Here is a 25,822-nt window from a genome sequence, read left to right as displayed (position 1 = left end):
GCTGGCAATCAGAATTGAAATGAGACCACATGGACCGCTTCGACCTCGGCACCTACCGCCGTCCCATCTCCACTCGTTCTTCAGAAACCCAGCGTTGGTTCGATGTTGGCCTCAACTGGTGCTACGGCTTCAACCATGAGGAAGGCATCAAGTGTTTTGAGAAGGCGCTCGAAACAGATCCTAAATGTCCGATGGTGCATTGGGGCATCGCCTATGCCGCCGGACCTTTCTACAATCTGACCTGGAAAGAACATGGCGAGGCCGAGGCCGACAGCGCGACCAAGCGCTGCTTCGAGCATGTCCAGCTGGCCCGGGCCAATGCGGCTTCCGCCAACGAGATCGAGAAGCGGCTGATCGAGGCGCTGGCCGCCCGCTTTCAGAAGCCATACCGGGTGAGCCCAGAGGAATTCGAACGGTGGGATGATAGCTATGCCGCCGCGATGCGGCTTGTGTATCGGGACTGTCCCGACGACCATGATGTGATGGCACTGCTGGTCGAAGCGCTGATGATGCGCACGGTGCGGCGGCTGTGGAACCTCAAGACCGGCGCGCCGGCGCCGAATTCCGATGTCGTCGAGGCGCTCGACGTCTGCGAACGGTCGGTCCGGCTTGCCGATGAGGCCGGCGCAGCACAGCATCCGGCGATCGTCCACCTGCACATCCATCTGCTGGAAATGTCCACCATGCCGGAGCGCGGCATGCGGTCAGCGGATCTGCTCGGCGAAATGTGCCCCGATGCCGGGCACATGAACCACATGCCGGGGCACATCTATGTGCTGTGCGGCGAGTATGAGAAAGCCAAACGCGCCAGCGAAAAGGCGGTACGCGCCAACGACCTCTATCTCGCCTATGCGGACGAGCCGACCTACTATTTGCTCGGCTGCTGCCACGATCTGCACCTGATGATGTTCACCTGCATGTTGTCGGGCCAGTACCAGCCTGCACTGTGGGCCGCCGATCGAGTGCGCAGCCTGGTCGCGCGCGACGTGGTCGCCATCCCCGGCCGGCCCAAGCTCACGCAGACGGTGGAAGGCTACCATGCGATGAAATCGCATGTGCAAGTGCGCTTCGGCCGCTGGCAGGAGATCATCGACGAACCGGCGACCGCGGAGCCAGGCCTCTATGTGCTGACGGCGGCCATGCAGCACTACGCCAAGGGTGTGGCGCATGCGACGCTTGGGAATTTCGCTGAAGCCGAGCGCGAGCGCGAAGTGTTCCATCGGCATCTGAAAGGCATTGCGCCCGAGCGGCGCTTCCTCAGCAACCCGGCGCAGGCTTCGCTGGCTGTCGGTGTCGCCCTGCTCGACGGCGAGCTGGCGTACCATCAGGGCCGGCATGACGAGGCCTATGGCCATTTGCGGCAGGCGGTCGAGCTTGACGACAATTTGTCCTACACCGAACCGTGGGCCTGGATGCACCCGCCGCGCCATGCGCTGGCGGCGCTGCTTCTCGACCAGGGCCACGCGCAGGAAGCAGAACAGGTCTATCGCGACGATTTGGGCCTGAGCGGCACGGTGCAGCGCTGCGCCCAGCACCCGAACAATGTCTGGGCACTGCACGGGCTGGTGGAATGCCTGAATCGGCGCGGCGAGACTGATGAATTGCCGATATTGCAGACAAGCCTTGCCGCGGCGCTGGCCAGGGCGGATGTGCCGATCACCTCGTCCTGCCTGTGCAGGACGAGCGCGCAGCAAGGCTGCTGTCACTGACGCGAAGTCAGCCTGCCGCCATTGTTGCGGCCGATCGGCTCGCCAAACAAATTGTCGGCCGATCATCGTTGGCGGTGGAAACCTCGCCGCCCGGTCGTGTCACCTGCCGATCAGCCCAGGCTCCACGCTTTGTCTCGTACCACGCCTTCCTCGATCAGCACCGAGCAGTCTATCTCATCGTGAAGTTGGGCGTTTGGGTCGGACAAAAGCCAGGAAGCATAGGACCGAAGCTGCTTGAGCCTGGCTGTTTTCTCAAGCCGGGCCTGGCGCTCATCCTCGGCTGCCGGTCTTCTGTCCTTCTGGGCAGGAAATTGCATGCTGGCTCTCCTCGGTCACCGAGCTGCGCTTCGATTGAAGCCAACACATGCGCTGGCGAGAGTCGCCATCCATCTGGATGATGGCGGACCCTTATCAACAATGCACCCGCGCCACCGCCGGGTGCTCCCTGGTCCGGGTTCGCTGCGGCGCATCGGCACTCGGCAGTCGGACGCAGCCAGGGGAATGGAACCAGATCGGCCGTGCGACGTCATAGAAGCAGGTGCTCATACAGGAGTGTGACCTCCATGATCAGGCTCGTTCTTGCCGCTGCCGCCATGCTCGTCATGGCATGGGACGCAACGGCGGCGGCAAAACTGGACGCGGCCACTGTCAACAACGCCCAATTTGACGGCAGCGAAGCGAAAGGCGTCAGTGCGACCGTGCTGAAGGCGCAAATCCTCCTGGATCGTGCACGCTTCTCGCCAGGCCTGATCGACGGCCGCCAAGCGGAGAACTTCAGCCGGGCAGTCGGTGCGTTTCAAGCGGCCAACGGACTGCCTGCCGACGGCAAGCTTAACCGCGAGACATGGGACAAGCTGGTCGCGAGCTCCTCGCGCCCGGCGCTTGAGACCTACGAGTTGACGCGCAAGGATGTGCGTGGACCGTTCACCAGGCGAATTCCGGCGCGCATGGAGAGGATGGCCCGCCTGCCCCGGCTCGCCTATCACAATGCCCTGGAAAAGATGGCGGAGCGCTTCCACAGCAGCGAGGAACTGCTTGAACGGCTCAATCCCGGCATCGGCTTCAGGAAGGCGGGGCAAAAGCTGCTGGTGCCAGCTGTAACCCGAGGTGATCCGCCGCAAGACATTGGGAACGTCGAGGTCGACAAGAGCGCTCGCCAGGTTCGCGTGCTCGACCCTTCCGGCAAAGCGCTTGCGACGTACCCCGCCTCGATCGGGAGCCAGGAGAAGCCCGCGCCGAGTGGCGAGGCAGAGGTCAAACGCGTGGTGCGCCACCCAACCTATCACTACGATCCCGAGTTTGCCTTCAAGGGGGTGAAGACGAAGCGCCCCTTCACGATCGCTGCCGGGCCGAACAATCCGGTGGGATCGGTCTGGATCGATTTGTCCATCGATAGTTATGGCATTCACGGGACTCCGGACCCAGGCAAGATCGGAAAGACCTTCTCGCATGGTTGCATCAGGCTGACCAACTGGGATGCCGAAGACCTCGCCTCCGAAGTGCAAAGAGGCACAAAGGTCGTCTTCAAGGAAGAAGCGGCAGGATCGGTCGAACAAGGATCGCAGTAGGCAGGCGCCACGGGCTAACTTTCGACCGTGTGACTGGCGTCACCGAAGGCGTAGGGCGGCGCCCCTACCCCAGCCACTTCTCGTAGTCGGACACCAGCAGATGGACCGGGGCAACGTCTTCGTCGATGTTGGAAAAACGGCCGATCGGTTCGCGAAACACATTGTCGGTGAGATCGTCATTGACGGTCGAGACCTCGCCGATCAGCACGTCCTTGCCCTCGGCCCAGAAGGCATGCCAGACGCCGGGCAGCAGCGTGACGCTCTGGCCCGGGTCGAGCTTCAGGAGCCCGCCCGCGGGCAGCCTGTGGATGGTTCCGTCGACCGGCACCGAAACCTCCGCCTTGGGATCGATGCCGCCGTCGCGGTCATGCATGAACAGTTCCAGCACCAGCTTGCCGCCGCCACGGTTGATGATGTCCTCGGCCTTGATGTTGTGGCGGTGCATCGGCGACAGCTGGTCCTTGCGCGAGATCATGATCTTCTCGGCATAGAGCATACCCATGCCCTTCTTCATGTCCTCGTAGCGGCCGTTGCGAACGGTGAACAGGAACAGGCCGAGTTCCCTGAATTTCTCTTGCCCGTAATCGGTGATGTCCCAGCCGAGCCGCGAGGTGAATACGGCCGACGAGTCGACCTGACGCGCCTTGGCCTCCTGCGGCGACCAATAGGCGAAGGGCGGCATGATGTAGCCGAACGAGCGGATGAAAGCGTCGGCTTCGCGGATGATGTCGTTGATGGCGGAGCGCTTCATGATCATGATCCCTTCGTATCGATTTGTCTGGCAGATCGCATAGCCGAACGCCGATGCGGTGTCGATCCATCTCGCCGTCCTGTCCGGCGTTGCGCAGGGCGTATGGACCACAGATCCGCTTGCCTGGCCGCGTGACATCACGGATTTTCAGGGCCATAAAACCCGCGGATTCCTCATGGGGTGAAAGATGATGCCGACCGTTCACGATCTCGATACGCCATCCATCCTGATCGACGCCGCGCGCGCGGAAGCCAACATTGCCCGCGCCCAGGCGCATGCCGACAAGAACGGGCTGAAGCTCCGGCCGCATATCAAGACGCACAAATTGCCCTACTGGGCGAAGAAGCAGATAGCGGCCGGCGCCGTCGGCATCACCTGCCAGAAGATCGGCGAGGCCGAGGTGATGGCCGATGCCGGGCTGAACGATATTTTTCTTCCCTACAACATCCTTGGGCGCGCCAAACTGGAACGCCTTCTGGCGCTGCACGGGCGCGTCACCCTGTCGGTGACAGCGGACAGCATGGAGACGCTCGAAGGGCTGGCAACCACCTTCACCGATGCCGGCCATCGTTTGCAGGTGCTGGTCGAATGCGACACCGGCATGGGACGCTGCGGCGTGCAGTCGGCTGATGAAGCGGTTGCGCTGGCAAGACAGATCGACAGAGCCGGTGGCCTCGCCTTCGGCGGACTGATGACCTACCCGGCCGCCGGGCGGGCAGCGGAGGCCGAAGCCTGGCTCGCCGGGGCCAAGCAGGCACTTGCCGCGTCGGGCCTCGCCTGCGACCGCATCTCCAGCGGCGGCACGCCGGATATGTGGCGCTCCAGCGATACATCCGTTGTCACCGAGTATCGTCCAGGCACCTACATCTATCTCGACCGCTATCAAGTCGCCAAAGGCGTCGGCGGCCTCGACGACTGTGCGCTGACGGTGCTGTCGACGGTGGTCAGCCATCCCACAGCGACGCGCGCTATCCTCGATGCCGGCAGCAAGGCGCTGTCCAGCGACACGCTGGGTCTCGCCGATTTCGGCGAGTTGCTCGGCGTGTCGGGAGCGCGGGTGACGGGCCTGAGCGAGGAGCACGGCACCGTCACGCTTTCGGGCGACGGCAAGCTGCGCATCGGCGAGCGCGTGCGTGTCGTGCCCGACCATTGCTGCGTCGTCACCAATTTGTTCAACGAGGTCAATCTGGTCGACGGCGACAAGGTGCTGGAAACGCTGCCGGTGGCCGCGCGGGGAAGGATGGGGTGAGACCGACGCGCCCGAACTGAACGCCACTCAGCGTTGAAGAACTGGACCCAGCGCCGCTTTCAATGGATCGAGGGCGTCGCCGTAGAGTTTCCAGCGCTCGACTGAGGATGAATAGATCGGCTGGCGCACCTGCCAGCGGCTCGGCGTCCGCACCGTGCGCTCGGTTTCGTGGAAACGGAGGCAGGCATCGTCCCATTCGATCCCGAGGAACCCGATCAATCCACGCGCTCGGTTTTCGAAATCGGCCACCGTTTCTTCGTAGGGCATGTCGTGGATATCAAGCGGGACGACCTTGGCCCAATGGCGCATCAAGCGATCATATTGCCGGTAATACTGCCCCAGCTTGTTCAGATCGGCATTGTAGCCATGCGCTTCGGAAAAATTATGCATGAAACAGGACGTGCAATTGTCCATCGGGTCGCGCCGGCAATGGATGATGCGGGCATTTGGCAAGATGAGGCTGATGAAGGCCAGCAGTTCGAAATTGTGCGGCATCTTGTCGACGACCAGCCGCGCCTTGCTGTTGCGCTTGTTGAGATCGTCAAGATATTTCGAGCCAAGCACTTTCGCCTTGGCCGGAGTGAGCGCCGCCATAGCCTTGGTGAAGACAGAAGGATCGAGCTTGTCGAACCCGAGTTCACCGGCCAATGAGCGAATGGTCGGCAGTTCGCCCGCGCCATAGATTTCGCGATGACTGGCGCATATCTGCTCGGTCAGCGTTGTTCCCGACCGTGGCATGCCGACGATGAAGACCGGGCGTCTCGACGGATTTCCCAATTTCGACCGCGCCGCGAAGAAGTCGGCATCGAAAGTGTCGATGAAACTGTCGTAAAGCTGGGTGTGCCGGTCAATGTCGAAATCATTGCCGGAAATTGCCTTGGCCTGCGCGAAATGGCGGATGGCCAGGCGATACTCGCGCTGATCGTTGAGCATCTTGCCGGCGGCGTGGTGCAGCACCACCCGCTCGCGATCGGTTGTCATGGGCAATTCCAGGCGAGCCCGTATTAAAGGCAACGCTGGATCGTCCTTGACCGCCCGGCGCGCTAGCGCCATTCCGGCCAGCGCCTCGACATGGCTCGGGTCGATGGCAAGCGCGCGGCCAAAACATTCGACCGCCTCGGCCTGCCGGCCGATGTCGGTGAGCAGATCGCCCATACCGGCAAGGGCCGTCAGCGACTGGCTGTCGACCGCCAGCGCCCGGCGATAGAAACCTTCGGCGACGTCGCCCTCGAGCTGGCTGCGGTAGGACCGGCCGAGATTGCACAAAGCTTCGATGAGCCGGCCGTCGAGCGCGATCGCCTTCTTTAGATGTTTGCGGGCGCGCTCGATGTCACCGGTGACATTATAGGCGTTGCCGAGATTGTTGCGGAAGATAGCGTTGCCCGGTTCGAGCTTGACCGCCCTTTCCATATAGGCAATGGCGGCGTCATGATGCTCGGCCTCGATGGCCAGAGTGCCCATGAGGTTCAGCGCCATGGCATTTTTCGGCTGCGTGCGAAGCACCGTCTGGTAGCAGAACTCGGCCTCGCGAAAACGCTTGCGCCGTTGCAGGTCGATGCCGCGCTGCAATGTCTTTTCCGCCGGTTCACCGGCGGTCGGAAGGGAGGCTGGCATTATTGCCGGCAGACCCAGAGGTTGCCGGCGGGGCAAAAGCGGCATCCGTCAAATCCAGGTCGCGGCTTGTGACAGGCCGGTCAAATCAGAACTTGTAGATAACGCCAAACTGCAGATTGTGGGAGTACAATTTGGCATCCTTGTAGGTATTGCTGCCGTCATTGTCGTCCAGATCGACGTTGGAGACGGCCTTGAAGCGATAGCCGAAATCGAGGTCGACATTCTGCGTCACCGCATAGGTGACACCGGTTCCCAACTGGCCGGCGAAACCCCAGCCGCCAGGCCCATATCCAAAGTCGTCACCGTCAAAATGGGTATCGGCGGTAACATAAGCTGCGCCGATACCGCCGCCGACATAGAGCTTGGCATCGCCAAAATGCGCAACGTCGGCCCAGACATTGGCGAGCAGATAGGTCGCTGACAAATTGCCGGCCGCATCGCCTGAGTTGAAGACAACACCGTCGTAACTGCCGCTAAAAGAACTTGCTTTGTAGCGCGCGTAGGACAATTCGCCTTCGACACGAAACACATCGTTGATGCGCCGACCGACAGCACCGCCGATCACGAAGCCAGTATTAAGATCGACTGAATACCGAGAACCATCGTAGTCCGTCTTCACATCATTGGGGAAACTGGCGCCACCAAACAGTGTGACATACCAGAGATCCTCGGCCCTCGGGGCGTCGACGACAGCATCGGCGGCGTGCGCCGAACTCCAGCCAAGCCCCAATGCGAGTATCGATACCCCAGCCAGCAAACGCAGTTTCATCGTCGATTCCCCGCTCAATAACACTGAATGGCACTCAGCTCGGCTCAGGGGAAGATGTCAACGGACGGACGAAGTCGAGGCGACCTTTTGGGACACCTCGTTGCTATACAGCAACACAGCAGCATTGTTCAGGCGAAAGCAGGAGTAAGGTTGCTGCTGGTCGCAATTCGAGCGGCGAGAGGGGGAAACCTAATCGCGTCTCTCTGCCTGCCTAGCCGCGACCCGTCTCATGGCAATCACCCGGCGGCGGCGGATTTCGGTGCGCATCGCCATCAGGTGCAGCGCGAAGAACAGCACGGTGAAGCCGAGCGCCATCACCAGCAGCGGCCATAGCAGGCTGGGGTCGATGGTGGAGCCGCCCATGCGGAACACCGAGGCCGGCTGATGCAGCGTGTTCCACCAGTCGACCGAGAACTTGATGATCGGGATGTTGATGAAGCCTACCAGCGTGATGATGGCCGCGGCCCAGGCGGCGCGGCTGGCATCGTCGAGCGCGCGGGTCAGCGCGATGATGCCGAGATACATCAGGAGCAGCACGAACACCGAAGTCAGCCGAGCATCCCAGACCCACCAGGTGCCCCACATCGGCTTGCCCCAGATCGAACCGGTGATCAGCGCCAGCGCGGTGAAGACGGCGCCGATGGGCGCTGCGGATTTCAGCGCGACATCGGCCAACGGATGCCGCCAGACGAGCGTGCCGAGCGCCGAGACCGCCATCAGCGTGTAGCACATCATGGCGAGCCAGGCGAAAGGCACGTGGATATACATGATGCGGACGGTGATGCCCTGCTGGAAATCCTCAGGCGCGGCGAAGCTCATATAGAGCCCCACGGCGAGGATCAGTGTGGCGATCGTGGCCAGCCATGGCACGACCTTGTCCGCCAGCCCGACGAAGCGCGTCGGGTTGGCGAGATCCATCCAGCCGGTCAGGCGTGAAGTCGTGTCGCTCATGCGGTTCTACATAAACCGCCAACGCGTTTGGGGCAATCGAGCGGTGGTGTCGCAGACGCAATTGGGGCGGCCGTGCCTGTACTCTCACCCGGACCTACGGTCCGACCTCCCCACAAGGGGGAGGTAAAAGAAAGAGGCTCAGGCAGCCGCTTCCTGCTGTTGCTGCACGGTGCGGCTGAGGCGGCGAACCTCCTCGTCGTTGAGCAGGCCGCCGGCGCGCAGCAGGCTGGCGAAGCGGCCATTGCGCAGCGACAGCTCGGTGAAGCCGCCCATCTCGACCACCCTGCCCTTGTCCATGAACACGACCAGATCGGCGTCGCGAACGGTGGTCAGGCGGTGGGCGATGATGAAGGTCGTGCGGTCGCGGCGCAGCTCGTCGATCGCTTCCTTGACGCGGTCCTCGGTCTCGACGTCGAGCGCGCTGGTCGCCTCGTCGAGCACCAGGATCGGTGCGTCCTTCAGCACGGCGCGGGCAATGGCGATGCGCTGACGTTCGCCGCCCGAGAGCTGCCCGCCACGTTCGCCAACCACCGTGTCGTAACCATTGCTCTTCGACAGGATGAAGTCCTGTGCGGCAGCCGCATTGGCGGCGGCATGGATCTCGTCATTGCTTGCATCGGCGCGGCCAACACGGATGTTGTCCTCGATCGAGCGGTTGAGCAGCCCAGCATCCTGGAACACGGTGGCAATCGAATGGCGCACCGACTTGCGGGTCACGGTGCGGGTGTCGATGCCGTCGATCAGGATACGGCCATGGGACGGCGAGAAGACACGCTGCAGCAGGTTGATGAGCGTGGTCTTGCCGGCGCCCGTCGGGCCCACGATGGCGACGGTCTGGCCGGCCTGCACCTCGAAGGACACGTCGTCGATGCCTTGGCCGGAATTGGCGAATTCGAAGCCGACATTCTCGAAGCGGACATGGCCGGTGACGTTGGCAAGATCGCGCAGGCCGTCCGGCTCGGCGGCATCAGCCGCGGAGTCCTCGAGATGGTAGAAATCCTCGAGCTTGGCACGGGCCTCGGAAATCTGGTTTGCGAAAGCCGACATCTGGTCGAGGCGAGCGATCAGCATCGTGGCAAAACCGGTGAAGGCAATGACGTCGCCGACACCCAACTGACCACGAGTGACGAGATAGGAGCCGATCGACAACACGATCAGCATCGAGATTGCCGATGACAGACGGTGCAAGGCATTGGCCAGCGCCCACCAGTCGAGAACAGGGTTCTGCGCGTCGAGCAGGTTCTTAACGTAGCGGCGCAGCGTATCGGCCTCGTGGCCGAGGCGATTGTAGCTCTGCAGCACCGCAACGTTGCTGACCGAGTCGGTCACATGCGCGAACACCTTGTGGTAGTGGCGCTCGACCGCGGCCTGGCCCGCCTTGGTGCGGCGCATGACCATCCGGCCGATGCCGACATAGAGCAGCCCGAGGCCAAGCAGCACCAGCGACATGCGCAGGTCCATGCTGATCGCGGTCGGAACCAGCAGTACGAGGGCGACAGCCGTGGACAGATGCTGGCGCATGAATTCGAGCCAAAGGCTGAACAGGGTTTCGACGGCGCGCAGCATCGTATGCAGCGCATTGGAGGTGCCGTGCTGATGGTGCCAGGCGAGCGGCATGGTGATCACGCGCTCGAAGGACTCGCAAAGCACTTCGCTGCGCCGGGCATGGGCAAAACGGTCAGCGCCGCGCGCCACCATGACGAAAGCAACGATGTTGAAGGCGCCGAGACCGGCCCACATGACCAGCGTGGTGAAGACAGAGCCACGCTCGGAGATGGCGCCGATGACGCGACCGAACATAATCGGCTCGAGAAGCGCTACGATGGCGAGAGCCACGTTGGCCGAACAGATCAACGCAACGCGTTTCCTGTCCGCGGCCAGATAACCGAGAGCTCGCCAGTAGATTTGCAGAAGGGTCACCCCAGTTACTCCGCCACGCTGTTTATTGTGCACTGCATCATTTTATTCGTACCGGTTGATACGTCGCAAAACAATGGCCGTGTACCCCTTCAGTTCCCTTAGAGCGAACAAAAGATGGCGACGTTCCGAAATCTGCCGTGATCACCTAACGGTTTGAGAAGACAGGTAAAATGTCAGGCATGCGGCGAAATCATGGCAGTTGGCACGTGCTGCCACAATTTTAGTCAGCAACAATGTCGGACGGATGACTAAGGCCGAAATCGCCTTCAGTGAAGTATAGAACGAAACAAAGCTGCATGATGCCCCTCCATGCGAAGGAAGGGCCAACTCTCACTGCTCGTGGCGCCCCCTATCGGACGCCTCAAGCCTTTGATTTCATGCACTCCTCGGTGGCATGTCCTTCAATCGGCAGGCGGCAACGCCAGGCGGGACGGTGCCTCTCATCCCGCCGCGGCGGCAAAAGTCGCGCCCCGGATCCCAGGCCCGAGCGCATAGTTTTTGAGCACATGCATCAAGCCGGGATCCGGATGACCACCTCGGCAACTTCGCCGTCCTTCAGTTCGACTGCCGAACCCTTGGCCTTTGTCCCATTCACCTCCAGCGACACGGCCTTGGCCTTATTGTCGCGGATGACGCGAACCTTGAGTTCCGCCCCCAGCATTTTGAGATTTGCCGAGTAGCCGTCCCAGTGGCTCGGCAGCTTCGGCTTGAACTGGACACGCTTGCCGCGCCGCTCGATGCCCAGGATGCCTTCGACAGCAGCCCTGTAGAGCCAGCCGGCAGAGCCGGTGTACCAGGTCCAGCCGCCACGGCCGCCCTTGCCGTTGCCGGCAGTGTCGTCCCCGGCATAGATATCGGCCGCCACGACATAGGGCTCGACACGATAGTGCTCGGCCGTGGCCTCGTCGGTCGCATGGTTGACGGGGTTCAGCATCGAGAAACAGCGATAGGCCTCGTCGACCTGCCCCATCTCGGCGAGCGCGATGACGAACCATGTGGCGGCATGGGTGTACTGGCCGCCATTCTCGCGCACGCCGGGCGGATAGCTCTTGATGTAACCCGGGTCCTTCTCCGTCTTCGAGAAGGGCGGCGTGAACAGTTTGACGATCTTCAGCTTGTCGTCCACAAGCAGCTTCGTTGCTTGCTCCATCGCGGTGGTCGACCGTGCCGGATCGCCCTCTCCCGAAAGCACGCTCCAGGACTGGGCGATCGAGTCGATCTTGCACTCCTGCGAGTTGCGAGACCCCAAAGGGGTGCCGTCGTCGAAACTGCCGCGCCGGTACCATTCGCCGTCCCATGCGGTGCTCTCAAGCGCCCGCTTCAGCACATCGGCATGCTTTGCCCAGGCCTGTGCTCGCTTGGCATCGCCCTCGGCCTTGGCGACGGGGGCGAAATCGCCCAGCGTCTTCAGCAGGAACCAGCCGAGCCAGACGCTCTCGCCCTTGCCGTGCTCGCCAACGCGGTTCATGCCGTCGTTCCAGTCGCCGCCGAGGATCAGCGGCAGGCCCGCGGGGCTGCTGCGCTTGATGGCGAGATCGAGCGCACGCGCGCAATGGTCGTAGAGCGACGCCGTCTTCTTCGAGATTTCCGGGGTGAAGAAGGCATCGTGTTCGCCCTCGCCCAGCGGCTGTCCATCGATGAACGCCAATTGCTCCTTGAGGATGGTGGCATCGCCGGTGACCAGCAAATAGCGCGCCGTGGCGTGGGCAAGCCAGACCACGTCATCGGAGATCAGCGTGCGTACGCCAGCACCCGTGCGCGGCAGCCACCAGTGCTGCACGTCGCCTTCGGGGAACTGCCGCCGTGCCGCATTGAGGATCTGGTCGCGCGCCAGTTGCGGGTCATGCGCCAGCAGCGCCAGCGTATCCTGCAACTGGTCGCGGAAGCCGAAGGCACCGCTGGCCTGATAGAAGGCGGAGCGGGCACGGATGCGGCAGGCCAGGCTCTGATAGGGCAGCCAGTGATTGACCATGGCGTCGAGCGCCTTGTCAGGCGTCTCGACCTGGATGGTGTCGAGGAAGCCGCGCCATTCGCGCTCATTGTCGGCCAACCGCTGGTCGAAGTCCTTGACCTTATGCTCCTGCACCAGCGCGCTCGCCTCCTCGGCGGACTCGGCGTCACCGAGCAGCCAGAGCAGCGTCACGTCGCCGCCAGCCGGGATCTCGACGTCGCGGGCAATCGCCGCGCATGGATCGTCGCCGGCCTCGACACGGCCAGACAGCGCTGCACCACTCAGCACCGCCTGCGGCAGCTCGCTGGAGCCATGCCGGCCCAGGAACTCCGTCCGGTCTGTCGTCACCGAATGAACGCCGCCGTCAGCCGCGAGGAATGCAACGCGCTCGCCGAAATCCAGCCCGTAGGGGTTTTGTGCCAGCAGCGCCCCGCTGGCGGCATCCCGCGACGGGACGATGGTTGCCGCAGTGCGCGACCGGTGCCCGCCGAGCACCCATTCGGCATAGGCATAGACACGCAGCCGCGCCGGCACCGAGCCGGAATTCTGGATGCGCAGCCGCGAGATCTTCAGCGGATCGACCGGATCGACGACATGGGTGAGATCCATCGACAATGGTCCGCGCTTCGAGCGGAAGGTCGAGAAACCCTGGCCGTGCCAAGCCTCGTAGGTCATCGTGGGATCGCGCACCACGGCAGCGAGCGGCGAGAATGCCTTGCCGCTGGCCTGATCGTAGATATAGAGGCCCTCGCCCGGCCGGTTCGAGACCGGATCATTCGACCACGGCGTCAACTGGTAGTCGCGGCTGTTTCGGCTCCAGGTGAAGGCAGCGCCCTCGGCGGAGGTATGGAAGCCGAACGAGGCGTTGGAGACGACGTTGATCCACGGCTGCGGCGTCGTGCGCCGGCCGGCCAGGCGCACGACATAATGCCGCCCGTCGCCGTCGAAACCGCCAAAGCCGTTCCACTGGCTGAGACCGCTTCCATCAGCGCTGACATTGGCCACTGCCTGCGAGGCAGGAGTATGCGTCGTGGGTGTCGGCGACGGCAATTCACGCGGAATTGGCAATGCTGCCAGAGCGTCGCGCGCCTGCAGAGCCGCGGCCTCGGCGCGCTCGATCTGGTCGAAGATGGTGCCGTTGCGCGTGTGCAGGACCACCCGGGCGACAGCGAGCAGCGTCTTGTAGGTGGTTTCGTCCATGAGATCGCGGCGCACCGCGAATATGTGCTGGCGAGGTCCGAGCTCCTTGCCGCGCAGGCGGCTGTTTTCGCACAGCGTCTCGACCGCCCGCTGCAGGTCCTGGACATAGGAGGACGCCTGCTCGTTGACGACGACGAAGTCGATCATCATGCCGCGGGTGCGCATATATTCCTGGAAACGCAGCGCCTGGGCAACGATTTCGAGATCGGCGACGTCGCCGATCCTGACCAGGAAGATCGGGAAATCGCCGGAAATGCTTGTCGGCCACAGGCTCGACTGCTTGCCCAGCCCCGAGGCGATGGATTCAGCGGGAAGACGCAGGAACGGATCCGGATAGATCAGATAGCGCGCCAGCTTCTGCACATTGGCGGCATCGGTCAGACTGAGGCCCATATGGCGGGTCTGCACCTGGCTGCGCGTCCAGGCAAGCATGGCCTGGCGGGCAAAGCTCTCCGGATGGTCGAGGCGGGCGATGGCTTCGTCCAGCTCGGTGCGGCCAGCGCCGACGACGGTCCAGAAGGTCAGCGATATCTTCTTGTTGGCCGGCACGCGCACCTGGCGGCGCAGCGAGGCGACGGGATCAAGCGTAAAGCCTGAATGGCCGCCCAGCCTGGCGCCCGGGTCGAAAGCGGCCGCATCGACGATGGTACGGCCACGGCCGATGAAGGCGCGCCTGTCGGTCTCGGCCTCGGCATCGCGCGCCGATCCGGACGGATCGGTGACGAAATGCACCATGGCGATATCGGGCTCGCTGGTCTCGCGCTTGCGCCGCGTGGCGAAGATCGCCGCGTTGTTGGCAGAGATTTCGGTTTCCACGAACATCTTCGAGAATGCCGGATGCGCGTTGTCGGACGCCTCCAGGCCGAGCACCAGTTCGGCAAAGGAGGTCACTTCGATGTGACGGTCGGACGGACCGTCATTGTAGAGCGTGACCCGACGGCCCTCGCCATTGCCTTCCGAGATGACAATGCATTCGACCTCGGAGCGCAACGTGCCCACGGATTTGACGAAGCTCGCCTTGTCGTCGGAGAACAAGGTCTGCGCCTTTTCCTCGGCGGCGCGCTTCGGTTCGGCTGTAGCCGACCACCAGTCGCCTGAGCCTGCGTCACGCAGGAAGATGTAGGAGCCGAGCCGGTCCTCGGTCGGATCCGGCTGCCAGCGCGTGACGGAGAGATCGCCCCAGCGGCTGTAGCCCGAGCCGGTCGCGGTGACCATCACCGAATAGCGGCCGTTCGACATGACGTTGGTCGACCGCAGCGACTGCAGCGGATTGAGCACGATGCGGGTGTCGGGGCTGTCGACCTCGGTCTCGTCCTTGGAGCGTTCGTCGGCCTCGGTCCTGACGGTCGCGGTCGGGATGTCGCGCGGCGCCCTCTCCTGCAGCAAGAGTTCGGCCGATTCGATGACCGGATCGCTGTGGAAGCGGTCGCGCATGCGACCTTCGAAGATGGCGTCGGCAACCGCCGCGATCGACATGCCCGAATGGTGGGCCATGTAGTTCTGGACGACGACATGATCCGTGCCTTCCGGCACGCGCTGCGGCGTGAAGTCGACGGCATCGTAGTAGCCGTGGCGGCCGAGCGCCCCGATCTCCCGCAAACGGGAGAGATTCAGCACGGCTTCACGCGGATTGAACTGGGCCGCCAGTATGGTGGCGTAAGGCGCGATCACCGTGTTCTGGCCAAGGCCGCGCTTCAGCCCGAGGCCTGGAACGCCGAAATTGGTATATTGGTAGGTCAGTTCGCGGTCGCGCGCATTGTAGGCGGCCTCCGAGATGCCCCACGGCACGTTCTTCTGGCGGCCATACTGGATCTGGCGTTTGATGATCAGCTTGCTGGTCTGGTTGAGGATCGAGCCCTGCGGCTCCTTCATCACCAGCGGCGGCATCAGATATTCGAACATCGAGCCGGACCAGGACATCAGGGCGCCCTGGAAACCGATTTCGACGATCGGCCGGCCAAGCCGGAACCAGTGCTCGGTCGGCAGGTCGCCCTTGGCGATGGCGAACAGGCTGGTCAGCCGGGCTTCGGAAGCCAGAAGGTCGTAGCAGCTCTCGTCGAGCTGGTGTTCCTCGACCCGGTAGCCGATCGACAACAGCTTGCGCTCCGGCCGCATCAGGAAGGAGAAATCCATCTCGAAGGCGTAACGGCGCGTGCGCTCGCGCAAGGTGAGCAGCTTGGCACGCAGCGCCTCGACGGCATTGTCGTCGCTGTGCGCGTCATGGACGTGCGCTTCGCAGGTGGCTTCCAGCCTTGCCGCCCAGTCGACGATGACGTCGCTCTGGGGCGACACCGCCTCGGTATGGATGGCGGTGGCCAATTTGCGGATCTCGCCGGCCAGCACAGCCAGGTTGATGGTGCGGATCGACGCCATTTCGGGCTGCGCCTTGATCGTGTCGACAGCGCGCCGCATGCCGTCGAGGCGGTCGGCGAGACGCTGGCGCAGCGGGCGCAACTGACGGCGGTCGTCGGGCAGATCATCGAGGCTTTCGCTGAGGATGGTGACCGTGTCGAGAATGCCTTCGAAATCGCCCTGGAGATGGACGGAAGGTGCTTCGGCCCATTCGGCGCAGGCCGCAGCCACCGCCACCAGATGGCCAGCGAGATTGCCGCTGTCGACAGCCGAGATGTAGAGCGGATAGAGCGGCTTCAGTGTCGTCGTGTCGTACCAGTTGAAGAGGTGACCGCGCTCACGCGGCATGCCCTCGATCGTCGCCATGGTGGCGTCGATGCGGGTGATGGCGTCGGACAGGCTGATCCAGCCGAAGTCGCGGGCGGAAACGACGGACAGCAGGTAGACGCCGATGTTGGTCGGTGAGGTGCGCGGCGCCACCACCGGCGCCGGGCTTTCCTGGAAATTGTCCGGCGGCAGATGGTGATGCTCTGCCGTTACGAAGCTTTCGAAATAGTGCCATGTGCGCCGCGCCACCGTGCGCAACGTATGGATGTCGGCCTGCGATATGCGCAGCCGATCCTCGGTTTCGGCCGAACGGCTGATCCAGCTGGCGATGGCCGGCGAGCCAATCCAGAACAGGGCGAAGAAGAAGGCGACGAAGGCGCCGGTCGAATCGGCCAGCACCGGAATGGCAAGGCCGACGAAGCCGATGATCACGGCGCCATACATCATGCCGTAATACGATCCGACATCGTTGTCGCCCGCCTTGTGCGCCTGCGAGGCGGTGCGCCATTCCAAAAGGTTCTGGCGGCTGACGAACAGCCGGTAGAGCGTACGCACGATGGCATCGCCCATCATCCAGGCATTGTGCGCCATCAGCACGATCTTCAGCGCCACCATGGCGGTACCGAAGGCGACGTCGCGCGCCAGAGCCGAGAAATGGCCGCGTGGCGTCTGGTCGCCGCTCTTGGGCAGGATGGCGTTGACGATATCGAATGTCGGCGCCATGAACAGGCTGAGGATCAGCAGGGCCTGCCATTGCGCGGCCTGCGTGAAGGGCAGCAGCGTCCAGCCGGCGATCGCCGCCATCACCCAGAAGATCGGCGTCAGCGAGCGGCGCAGATTGTCGATCATCTTCCAGCGCGACAGCGCCGGCACGCCGGAGCGCGGATCGAGCATGAAGCCAAGCAACTGCCAGTCGCCGCGCGCCCAGCGATGGTGGCGCGAGGCGTCGACCGAGTAGCGGGTCGGATAGTCCTCAACCAGTTCGACGTCGGTGACCAGCGCCGCGCGCGCCAGCGCGCCTTCCAGCAGATCATGGCTGAGGATGGTGTTTTCCTCGATGCGGCCCTGCAGGGCGGCCTCGAAGGCGTCGACGTGATAAAGGCCCTTGCCGGTGAAGGAGCCGTCGCCGAAGACGTCCTGATAGAGATCGGACACGGCAAAGACATAAGGGTCGAGGCCGCGATTGGCCGAAAACACCCGCTGGAAGAACGACGCATCGTCGCCTGATGTCAGCGACGCGGTGATGCGCGGCTGCAGGATCGCGTAGCCGGCGGTGACGACGCGCTTGCTGGCATCGAAATGCGGCCGGTTGAGCGGGTGGCAGAGCTTGCCTACGAGGGTGGCGACCGCGTCACGGGTGGTGCGCGTGTCGGCATCGAGCGTCATCACATGGACGACGTTCTCCGGCAGCGGCACGTCGAGCGGCAGGAACGTGGTGTCGCTGTCGCCGCGCAGCAGAAGATCGAGCTCGTGCAGCTTGCCGCGCTTGCGCTCCCAGCCCATCCAGGCCCCTTGCGCCGCGTTGAAGAGCCGGCGCCGGTGCAGGATGTAGAAACGCGGCGCGCCTTCGGACGGATAGCGGGCGTTGAGACGAGCGATCTCGGCACGGGCGAATTCGAGGATTTCGGTGTCGGCCGCATCGATCTCGGTCTTCGAGTCCGGCCAGTCCGACAGCAGCGCGAAATGGATTTCATCGGCCGTATTGGCGAGATGATGCACCTCGATGTTGCGGATGTTTTCCTCGACATCGTCGCGCGAGCCGATCAGCGACGGCACCACCACCAGCGTGCGCGCCTCGGGCGGCACGCCGTGCCGGTAATCATAACCGACAAGACGCGTCGGTTTCAGGAACAGCGATACGACCGTGTTGAAGAAGGCAAGCGCGCCCTCGCTGGCCGGCACGGCAAAAAGCGCCAGCATCAGGACGATCGAGGGCACCGACAGGCCGAGATTGGCAAGGGCATTGCCGGAGAGAACGAGAAGCAGCGCCGTCAGCGCAAATACCGGTACGACGATGCCGAGCCACCCGGTCTTGCGGAAGGCACGCTTGACTGTCTGGCTGATGGTGGGTCGATAGCCGATCGCCTTCTCCAGCTCGAGCCGGCGTGGGCCGACGAGAAAGAAGCCGACATCGGTGTGGGCGGGCCCGGTTAAAACCACGTCTCCGTCGCCATCGCTGGCGGCGTGGCCGGCCAACTCGATAGCCTTCTCGGCGACGCGATATTCCGAAAGGTTCGAACGGCGCGCCAATTCCTCGATCGCGGTCCGGTACTGGTCACGCGAGAAGAAGTCGAGCGCGGCGAAATCGGTGCGCTCGCGCAGCACGGTGTCGATGCGGCTGACGCCTTCGAACCACACCGTCCAGTCGACGTCGTTGATGAGGCGCAGGCCGCGGATGATGTTGCCCGTCGTCACATTGCCGCTGGACAGCGTGTGATGTTCGGAAATGATGATTTCCTCAGCATCGGAGCCGGTCTTTTCGAGCTCGCCTTCCAGCCATTCCAGAGCCTTGCCGGCATTCTGCGATCCATCGCGCAGGCGGTAGAGCAGTTGGGTGGCGAAGGTGGTGTCCTGCGCATGCGCGCTGAAATTGGACAGGATCGACTGCCGGTCGGCGCTGTCGTCGGTCGCCAGGACCTTGTCGGCCACATCGTTGGCGATCTGGCGCATCTGGCGGGTGCGATTGACCCTGACGGCCAGCCGGCGGAGATTTTCGATCAGGACGAAGCGCAACAGCGAAGGCAGCGCCCAGAGCTCGCCGATCTTCAGCGGCTCGACCGACTGAAAACCCTGGACGATGGACTTGAACATCGTCGCCGAAACGGAACTGTCCGAATGCGCGACATAGGTCCACGCCAGCGCCAGCGCGCGCGGCACGCTGCCGCCGTCAGGCAGTTTCAAGGTCGGCAACTGGCGATAGAAGCGGCGCGGCAGGTCGCGCTTGACCTGGAAAATGGTCTCTTCGACCAGGTAATTGTTGTCGAGCAGCCATTGTGCCGCCGGCGTGATCGTCTCGCCCCTCGCCTGCGCCGCATTGGTCGACCGATAGACTTCCAAAATCTTCTTGGCGCTGTCCCGGATACGGGCCTGAAAATCGAAGGGCGTCAGGCCGAACAGATCCGTGAGGTCGCCTTTTGCCAGGCTTTCGCCAAGCACACGAAGACGCTCTTCGGGCAGAAAGTTGGATCGAATCGGCTCTTCCGTGATGGCCGGGAAGCTCGCGCTTGTCTTCTCGATTTGGGCAGGATTCGTCTGAATATTCATTGAAAATTCCGTAAGCGGGCACTGAGCGGCGTCACCGCCACGGCAATGGCCCTAAAACCGGTTCAAATGCAATTGGTTGCATAAACCCCACTTGCCGAAAGTTTGTTTCCGCACCACGACAGGGCGTCGTCTCTCAGCAAAACTCAAAGACAAGCACCCCACTTCCCGCCAGGCCAGATCGGCGGAGAGGATTCAGGCTTTTTCGTGATGCCGCCAGCAGCTTACGCTATATTTCGCCGGTGCCGCGATCATGTTTGGAAACAAGCGTTAATCGTTGCCGGCGACAGAGCCGATCCGGATCACGAACAGCGTTGCCTCATGGGCGGGTTGGACGAGCAGGCCGGTGCTGACCGGACCGGACAGCAGCGTGTCGAGCGGACCGAGGCGGACCGGTTCAGCGGCGGGCACGCTGACGTCGCCGTCCAAGCATAGGATGAGCGTTGTGCCGGCTTCAGTCCGGACTTCCACGGGGGCCGAAATCACCAGGCGTTCGACCGAATGCGTCACCCGGCTTCGGCGGGTCATGACATTGAGATCGGTGATCGGCCCGCCGATCAGCGCAGCCGAGGTCTGCACGTCGGCCGGGAAAGAAAACAGGGCGGTCGTCCTGTTTATGGATGTCGGCGGGTGGCCGGCAATCTCGAGGACGATGCCCTCGCCTTCGAGCACGGCAAGGGTGCGATCGATGCCGGCGAATTGCGAGAACGGCCCGCTCAATTCGACACGCGCCATCGAGACGCGCCAGTCGAAATCGTCGAACCCGGCACCCGTGGGCGAGACGGCGATTTCCGTCGTCACGCCGCCGCCGTTCTTCCACGGCATCGACCGGTATTCGGCTGCCCGCAGAACACGCATCGGCTCAGCCAATCAGCCGAGAATGCCGGGCAAATTGAGCTGGTGCTCCTTGGCGCATTCGACGGCGATTTCGTAGCCGGCATCGGCGTGGCGCATGACACCGGTCGCCGGGTCGTTCCACAACACCCGCTCCAGGCGCCTTGCGGCGTCCGGCGTGCCGTCGGCGACGATGACCATGCCGGCGTGCTGCGAGAAACCCATGCCGACGCCGCCGCCATGGTGCAGCGACACCCAGGTGGCGCCGGACGCCGTGTTGAGCAACGCGTTGAGCAGCGGCCAATCGGAGACAGCGTCCGAGCCGTCCTTCATGGATTCCGTTTCGCGGTTCGGCGAGGCGACCGAGCCGGAATCGAGGTGATCGCGGCCGATGACGACAGGCGCCTTCAGCTCACCCTTGGCCACCATCTCGTTGAAAGCGAGTCCGAGCCTGTGGCGGTCGCCAAGGCCGACCCAGCAGATGCGCGCCGGCAGGCCCTGGAAGGCGATGCGCTCGCGCGCCATGTCGAGCCAGTTGTGCAGATGGGTGTTGCCGGGCGTCAGTTCGCGCACCTTGGCGTCGGTCTTGTAGATATCCTCAGGATCGCCGGAAAGGGCTGCCCAGCGGAACGGCCCGATGCCGCGGCAGAACAGCGGACGGATATAGGCCGGCACGAAACCGGGGAAGGCAAAGGCGTTCTCGAACCCCTCCTCCTTGGCCACCTGGCGGATGTTGTTGCCGTAGTCGAGCGTCGGCACGCCGGCGTTCCAGAACGCCACCATCGCCTCGACATGTTCGCGCATCGAGGCGCGTGCCGCCTTCTCGACCGCCTTGGGGTCGCTGACGCGCTTCTCGCGCCACTCGGCCATCGTCCAGCCCTTCGGCAGGTAGCCGTTGATGGGATCATGCGCCGAGGTCTGATCGGTGACCATATCGGGGCGAATGCCACGCCTGAACATCTCCGGCACGATGTCGGCCGTATTGCCAAGCAGGCCGACCGACTTCGCCTCCCCGGCCTTGGTCCAGCGTTCGATCTTTTCCAGCGCCTCGTCGAGCGTGTCGGCGCGCTCGTCGACGTAGCGGGTGCGCAGGCGGAAATCGATCGAGTCCGGGTTGCATTCGATCGCCAGGCAGCAGGCGCCGGCCATGACGGCGGCGAGCGGCTGGGCGCCACCCATGCCGCCGAGACCGCCGGTCAGTATCCATTTTCCCTTGAGATTGCCGCCATAGTGCTGGCGGCCGGCCTCGACGAAGGTCTCGTAGGTGCCTTGCACGATGCCTTGCGTGCCGATGTAGATCCACGAGCCGGCCGTCATCTGGCCGTACATCATCAGGCCCTTCTTATCGAGCTCGTTGAACTTTTCCCAATTCGCCCAGTGCGGCACCAAATTGGAGTTGGCGATCAGCACGCGCGGGGCGTCCGGGTGGGTCCGGAACACGCCAACCGGCTTGCCGGACTGGACCAGCAAAGTCTCGTCATCGGCCAGCGTCCTCAAGGAGGCGACGATGCGGTCAAAGTCGTTCCAGGTGCGCGCCGCCCGGCCGATGCCGCCATAGACGACCAGCTCGTTGGGATTTTCGGCAACATCCGGGTCGAGATTGTTCATCAGCATGCGCAGCGGCGCTTCCGTCAGCCAGGAGCGCGCGCTGATTTCGGTGCCGCGCGGGCTGCGGACTTCGCGGATGTTGTGGCGAGGATTGTTCATGGCGTCACTCCATAAAAGGCCTGATGTCAGACGCGCGCCCAGGACGTCGCAGTCTCGAGGATTTTCCGCAGCGTGGCGCGGATCGGTGCGGCAAACTCGGCATCGTAAGGCACCGGCCAGTTGTCCGGCGTACCCTTGCCATCGGGCTCGCGCATATAGCCGCGATTGGAGAGTTCCATCTGCAGCGCATGCACGCCTTGTTGCGGCTGGCCGAAATGGCGTGTGATCCAGCCGCCCTTGAAGCGGCCGTTGATGACAAAGGTTTCACCGGTTTCGGCCATGATCTGGCCGACCATCGCCTGCAGCGTCGGATCGGCGCTCCTGCCGTCATTGGTGCCGAGGTTGAAAACCGGCAGCGTGCCTTCAAACAGGCGCGGCATCACTGAACGGATCGAGTGGCAGTCATAGAGGACGATCTTTTCGTGCAGGCCACGCAACCGGTCGATCTCGACCTGCAAGGCGGCATGGTAGGGCACGAAGAATTTCTCGCGACGCTCGTCGATCTCCGACGGCCCCGGTTCTTCGCCCTCGCGATAGAGCGGATCGCCATCGAAAGTCTCGGTCGGGCAAAGGCCGGTCGTCGCCTGGCCGGGGTAAAGCGAGGCGCCGGAGGGATCGCGGTTGACGTCGATGACGGTGCGCGAGATCGCGGTGTGCACCACCGTCGCCCCGAGGCCGGCAGCAAAGTCATAGAGATTATCGATCCACCAATCGCAGTCGCGGCGGCCGAGCCAGGGCGAGACCAGCCGATTCTCAAGGCCGGCGAGGTCGATGCCGGTGTGCGGGATCGACACCAGCAACGGGGCTGTGCCGGGCGTGACCGTCAGCCAGGGCGCGCTTGCCATCACATCGCTCCGGAAATCGACGGCAGAGCCACGCCGCCGGCGGCCACGATGGTCGCACCGCTGCGCACCATGGCGATGGCTTTTTCCATATCGGGGTGGAAATGGCGGTCATTGTCGAGATGCGGCACTTCGGCCCGGACCAGCTTACGCACTGCCTCCAGGGCGTCGCTCGAGGCCAGCGGCGCATGGAAATCGCAGCCTTGGGCCGCGGCCAGCAATTCGATGCCGATCACGGCGGTGGCGTTCTCGACCATCCCGATCAGCCGGCGCGCACCGTGCGCGGCCATCGAAACATGGTCTTCCTGGTTTGCCGAGGTGGGGATCGAATCGACGCTGGCCGGATAGGCTTTCTGCTTGTTCTCCGAAACGAGCGCCGCCGCCGTCACCTGCGGGATCATGAAGCCGGAGTTCAGGCCGGGCTTCGGCGTCAGGAAGGCCGGCATGCCGGACAGTGCCGGATCGACGAGCATGGCGATGCGGCGTTCCGACAGCGAGCCGATCTCGCAGATGGCGAGCGCGATCATGTCGGCGGCGAAGGCCACCGGCTCGGCGTGGAAATTGCCGCCGGAAAGCGCGGTGTCATCCTCGGCGAAGATCAGCGGATTGTCGGTGACGCCATTGGCTTCGGTGCCCAGCGTGTCGGCCGCCTGGCGCAGCACGGTGAGTGCGGCGCCCATGACCTGCGGCTGGCAGCGCAGGCAATACGGATCCTGCACGCGTTCGTCGCCAACCCGATGCGATTCACGGATGGCGCTGCCGGCCATCAGATTGCGCAGGGCGTCGGCCGTCTCGATCTGGCCGGGATGCTTTCTCAGCACATGGATGCGCGGATCGAAGGGGGCGTCGGACCCTTTTGCCGCGTCGGTCGACAGGGCACCAGCGACCAGCGCCGATTGGTAGAGCACTTCGGCCTCGAACAAGGCGGCCAGCGCATAGGCGGTCGAAAACTGGGTGCCGTTGAGCAGCGCCAGGCCCTCCTTGGCGCCCAGCGTCACCGGTTCCAATCCATGCGAGACGAAGGCGACCTTGGCCGGGAAACGGCCATGCGGGGTGAAGCATTCGCCGACGCCGATCATCACCGCCGTCATGTGCGACAGCGGGGCGAGGTCGCCGGAGGCGCCGACCGAACCTTGCGCCGGCACCACCGGGATGACGTCGTTGGCCAGCATCGCTTCGAGCAGCTCGATGGTCTGCGGCCGCACACCCGACGCGCCCTGCGCCAGGCTGGCGAGCTTCAGCGCCATCATCAGCCTGCAGACAGCAACCGGCATCGGCTCTCCGACGCCGGCGGCGTGCGACAGGACGATGTTGCGCTGCAAGGTCTCGAGATCCTCGGCCGGGATGCGGACGCTGGCCAGTTTGCCGAAGCCGGTGTTGATGCCATAGACCGGCTCGCCCTTGGCAACGATCCTGGCGACAGCCTCGGCGCTCGCCTTGATCTTTGGCCGGCAGGCATTGTCCAGCTTGGGCACGGCGCCACGATAGATGGCGCGCCAGTCGGCCAGCGTCGCATTGCCGGGCTTCAGGGTCAGTTCGGTCATTGTCCTCTCCAGATGCGGGCATGCAGCGGGTTGAAGCCCATGCGATAGACGAGTTCGGCGGGGCGCTCGATGTTCCAGATCGCCAGGTCGGTGGATTTTCCGACCTCAAGCGTGCCGGTTTCTCCCAGCAAACCAAGCGCGCGGGCGGCCTCCCGGGTGACGCCGGCAAGGCATTCATCGACGGTCAGGCCGAACAGGGTCGCGGCCATGTTCATGGTCAGAAGCAGTGAGGTCAGCGGCGAAGTGCCGGGATTGTTGTCGGTGGCGACAGCCATCCTGACGCCGTGCTGGCGAAACAGGCCGATCGGCGGCTTCTTGGTTTCGCGAATGAAATAGTAGGCGCCGGGCAAGATCGTCGCCACGGTTCCGGCCTTGGCCATCGCCGCTGCACCGGCATCATCGGTGTATTCGAGATGGTCGGCCGACAGCGCACCGTAACGGGCGGCGAGTTCGGCGCCATGCAGGTTGGACAGCTGGTCGGCATGAAGCTTGACCGGCAGGCCGGCCGCCTTTGCCGCAGCGAAGACGCGCGCCATCTGTTCCGGCGAAAAGGCGATGCCCTCGCAAAACCCGTCGACCGCATCGGCCAGCCCCTCGGCGGCAATCTTTGGAAGAATCTCATTGGCGACCAGATCGATAAAGGCGTCCTTGTCGCCCTTGGCTTCCGGCGGCAGCGCGTGAGCGCCGAGGAAGGTGGTGCGGATTGTCACCGGCCGCTGGTTGCCCAACTGCCGTGCGGCACGCAGCGACTTCTTCTCGTTTTCGAGGTCGAGGCCATAGCCGGACTTGATCTCGACGGTGGTCACGCCTTCGGCGATCAGCGCATCGAGGCGCGGCAGCGATTGAGTGACCAGTTCATCTTCGCTGGCGGCGCGCAAGGATTTGACCGACGAAACAATGCCGCCGCCGGCCCGGGCGACCTCTTCATAGGTGGCGCCGGCCAGCCGCATCTCGAATTCGTTCGCGCGGTTGCCGGCATGGACCAGATGGGTGTGGCAGTCGATCAGGCCAGGCGTGATCCAGCGGCCCTCGCAATCGACCGTCTCGGCGCCCTGGGCAAGTGTTGGGGGCAGCTCCGACTCGAGGCCGGCATAGACAATGCGGCCGTCACGCGCAGCGACCGCGCCATGTTCGACGACGCCAAGTCCGGCAGACCCGTCGACCATTGTCGCTAGCCGCGCATTGCGCCACAGACGAAGATCCCCTGCCCGGCTTTTGCTCTGTCCAGCCATCATCTTTTCCGTTTCAATCGATGACGATTATGTATATACAT

15 protein-coding genes are annotated in these 25,822 nt (G+C 63.6%); 3 read left to right on the top strand and 12 right to left on the bottom strand.

What is annotated here, in order from left to right:
- The first annotated feature begins 29 nt into the window (after nucleotides 1-29).
- Nucleotides 30-1,709 carry a tetratricopeptide repeat protein gene (locus NP503_RS08350; protein ID WP_127270689.1) on the top strand — a complete coding sequence of 560 codons (1,680 nt, stop codon included), beginning with the start codon at nucleotides 30-32 and terminating at the stop codon, nucleotides 1,707-1,709.
- Between the two features lie 110 nt (nucleotides 1,710-1,819).
- Here the strand turns inward: NP503_RS08350 and NP503_RS08345 are convergent, their stop codons facing one another.
- Nucleotides 1,820-2,026, bottom strand: coding sequence for a hypothetical protein (locus tag NP503_RS08345; RefSeq protein ID WP_164749017.1), 207 nt, complete (start codon nucleotides 2,024-2,026; stop codon nucleotides 1,820-1,822).
- A 246-nt stretch (nucleotides 2,027-2,272) separates the two neighbouring features.
- Here NP503_RS08345 and NP503_RS08340 point away from each other — a divergent pair, with 246 nt between their 5' ends.
- Entirely contained in the window at nucleotides 2,273-3,277 is a 1,005-nt protein-coding gene (locus NP503_RS08340; RefSeq protein ID WP_127271881.1) for a L,D-transpeptidase, read from the top strand.
- Between the two features lie 64 nt (nucleotides 3,278-3,341).
- Here NP503_RS08340 and NP503_RS08335 read toward each other — a convergent pair whose 3' ends face one another.
- A complete protein-coding gene (locus NP503_RS08335) occupies nucleotides 3,342-4,028 on the bottom strand; it encodes a D-lyxose/D-mannose family sugar isomerase (RefSeq protein WP_127258087.1) in 687 nt (228 codons plus the stop codon).
- 190 nt (nucleotides 4,029-4,218) lie between these two features.
- Between NP503_RS08335 and NP503_RS08330 the strand changes: the two genes are divergently transcribed.
- Nucleotides 4,219-5,277 (top strand): D-TA family PLP-dependent enzyme, encoded by a 1,059-nt coding sequence (locus NP503_RS08330; protein WP_164749018.1) that lies wholly within the window; start codon nucleotides 4,219-4,221, stop codon nucleotides 5,275-5,277.
- A gap of 27 nt (nucleotides 5,278-5,304) precedes the next feature.
- Here NP503_RS08330 and NP503_RS08325 read toward each other — a convergent pair whose 3' ends face one another.
- The 10 genes from NP503_RS08325 to hutI form a co-directional block, all read right to left on the bottom strand.
- On the bottom strand, nucleotides 5,305-6,891 hold the full coding sequence (locus NP503_RS08325; RefSeq protein ID WP_236383329.1) for a sulfotransferase: 1,587 nt from the start codon (nucleotides 6,889-6,891) through the stop codon (nucleotides 5,305-5,307).
- Between the two features lie 85 nt (nucleotides 6,892-6,976).
- Nucleotides 6,977-7,660 (bottom strand): outer membrane protein, encoded by a 684-nt coding sequence (locus NP503_RS08320; protein WP_127267277.1) that lies wholly within the window; start codon nucleotides 7,658-7,660, stop codon nucleotides 6,977-6,979.
- A 189-nt stretch (nucleotides 7,661-7,849) separates the two neighbouring features.
- Nucleotides 7,850-8,611 carry a heme ABC transporter permease gene (locus NP503_RS08315; protein ID WP_127267278.1) on the bottom strand — a complete coding sequence of 254 codons (762 nt, stop codon included), beginning with the start codon at nucleotides 8,609-8,611 and terminating at the stop codon, nucleotides 7,850-7,852.
- A gap of 138 nt (nucleotides 8,612-8,749) precedes the next feature.
- Entirely contained in the window at nucleotides 8,750-10,531 is a 1,782-nt protein-coding gene (locus NP503_RS08310) for a glucan ABC transporter ATP-binding protein/ permease (protein WP_127267279.1), read from the bottom strand.
- Between the two features lie 511 nt (nucleotides 10,532-11,042).
- Complete coding sequence (locus NP503_RS08305; protein ID WP_127273139.1) at nucleotides 11,043-19,625, bottom strand: GH36-type glycosyl hydrolase domain-containing protein; 8,583 nt, start codon at nucleotides 19,623-19,625, stop codon at nucleotides 11,043-11,045.
- A 267-nt stretch (nucleotides 19,626-19,892) separates the two neighbouring features.
- Complete coding sequence (locus NP503_RS08300) at nucleotides 19,893-20,480, bottom strand: HutD family protein (RefSeq protein ID WP_127270284.1); 588 nt, start codon at nucleotides 20,478-20,480, stop codon at nucleotides 19,893-19,895.
- Nucleotides 20,481-20,492: 12 nt separating this feature from the next.
- A complete protein-coding gene (gene hutU, locus NP503_RS08295) occupies nucleotides 20,493-22,163 on the bottom strand; it encodes a urocanate hydratase (RefSeq protein ID WP_127270282.1) in 1,671 nt (556 codons plus the stop codon).
- Between the two features lie 26 nt (nucleotides 22,164-22,189).
- Nucleotides 22,190-23,008, bottom strand: coding sequence for an N-formylglutamate deformylase (gene hutG, locus NP503_RS08290; protein ID WP_127270281.1), 819 nt, complete (start codon nucleotides 23,006-23,008; stop codon nucleotides 22,190-22,192).
- Nucleotides 23,008-24,549, bottom strand: coding sequence for a histidine ammonia-lyase (gene hutH, locus NP503_RS08285; protein WP_127272589.1), 1,542 nt, complete (start codon nucleotides 24,547-24,549; stop codon nucleotides 23,008-23,010). The genes hutG and hutH overlap by 1 nt, the downstream gene beginning before the upstream one ends.
- Nucleotides 24,546-25,781 (bottom strand): imidazolonepropionase, encoded by a 1,236-nt coding sequence (gene hutI, locus NP503_RS08280; protein ID WP_127270706.1) that lies wholly within the window; start codon nucleotides 25,779-25,781, stop codon nucleotides 24,546-24,548. Before hutI ends, hutH begins: the two co-directional genes overlap by 4 nt.
- Nucleotides 25,782-25,822 lie beyond the last annotated feature (41 nt).

The organism is Mesorhizobium sp. SEMIA396 (assembly GCF_024518615.1).
Taxonomy (GTDB): domain Bacteria; phylum Pseudomonadota; class Alphaproteobacteria; order Rhizobiales; family Rhizobiaceae; genus Mesorhizobium.
This window is presented reverse-complemented; position numbering and strand designations above follow the sequence as displayed.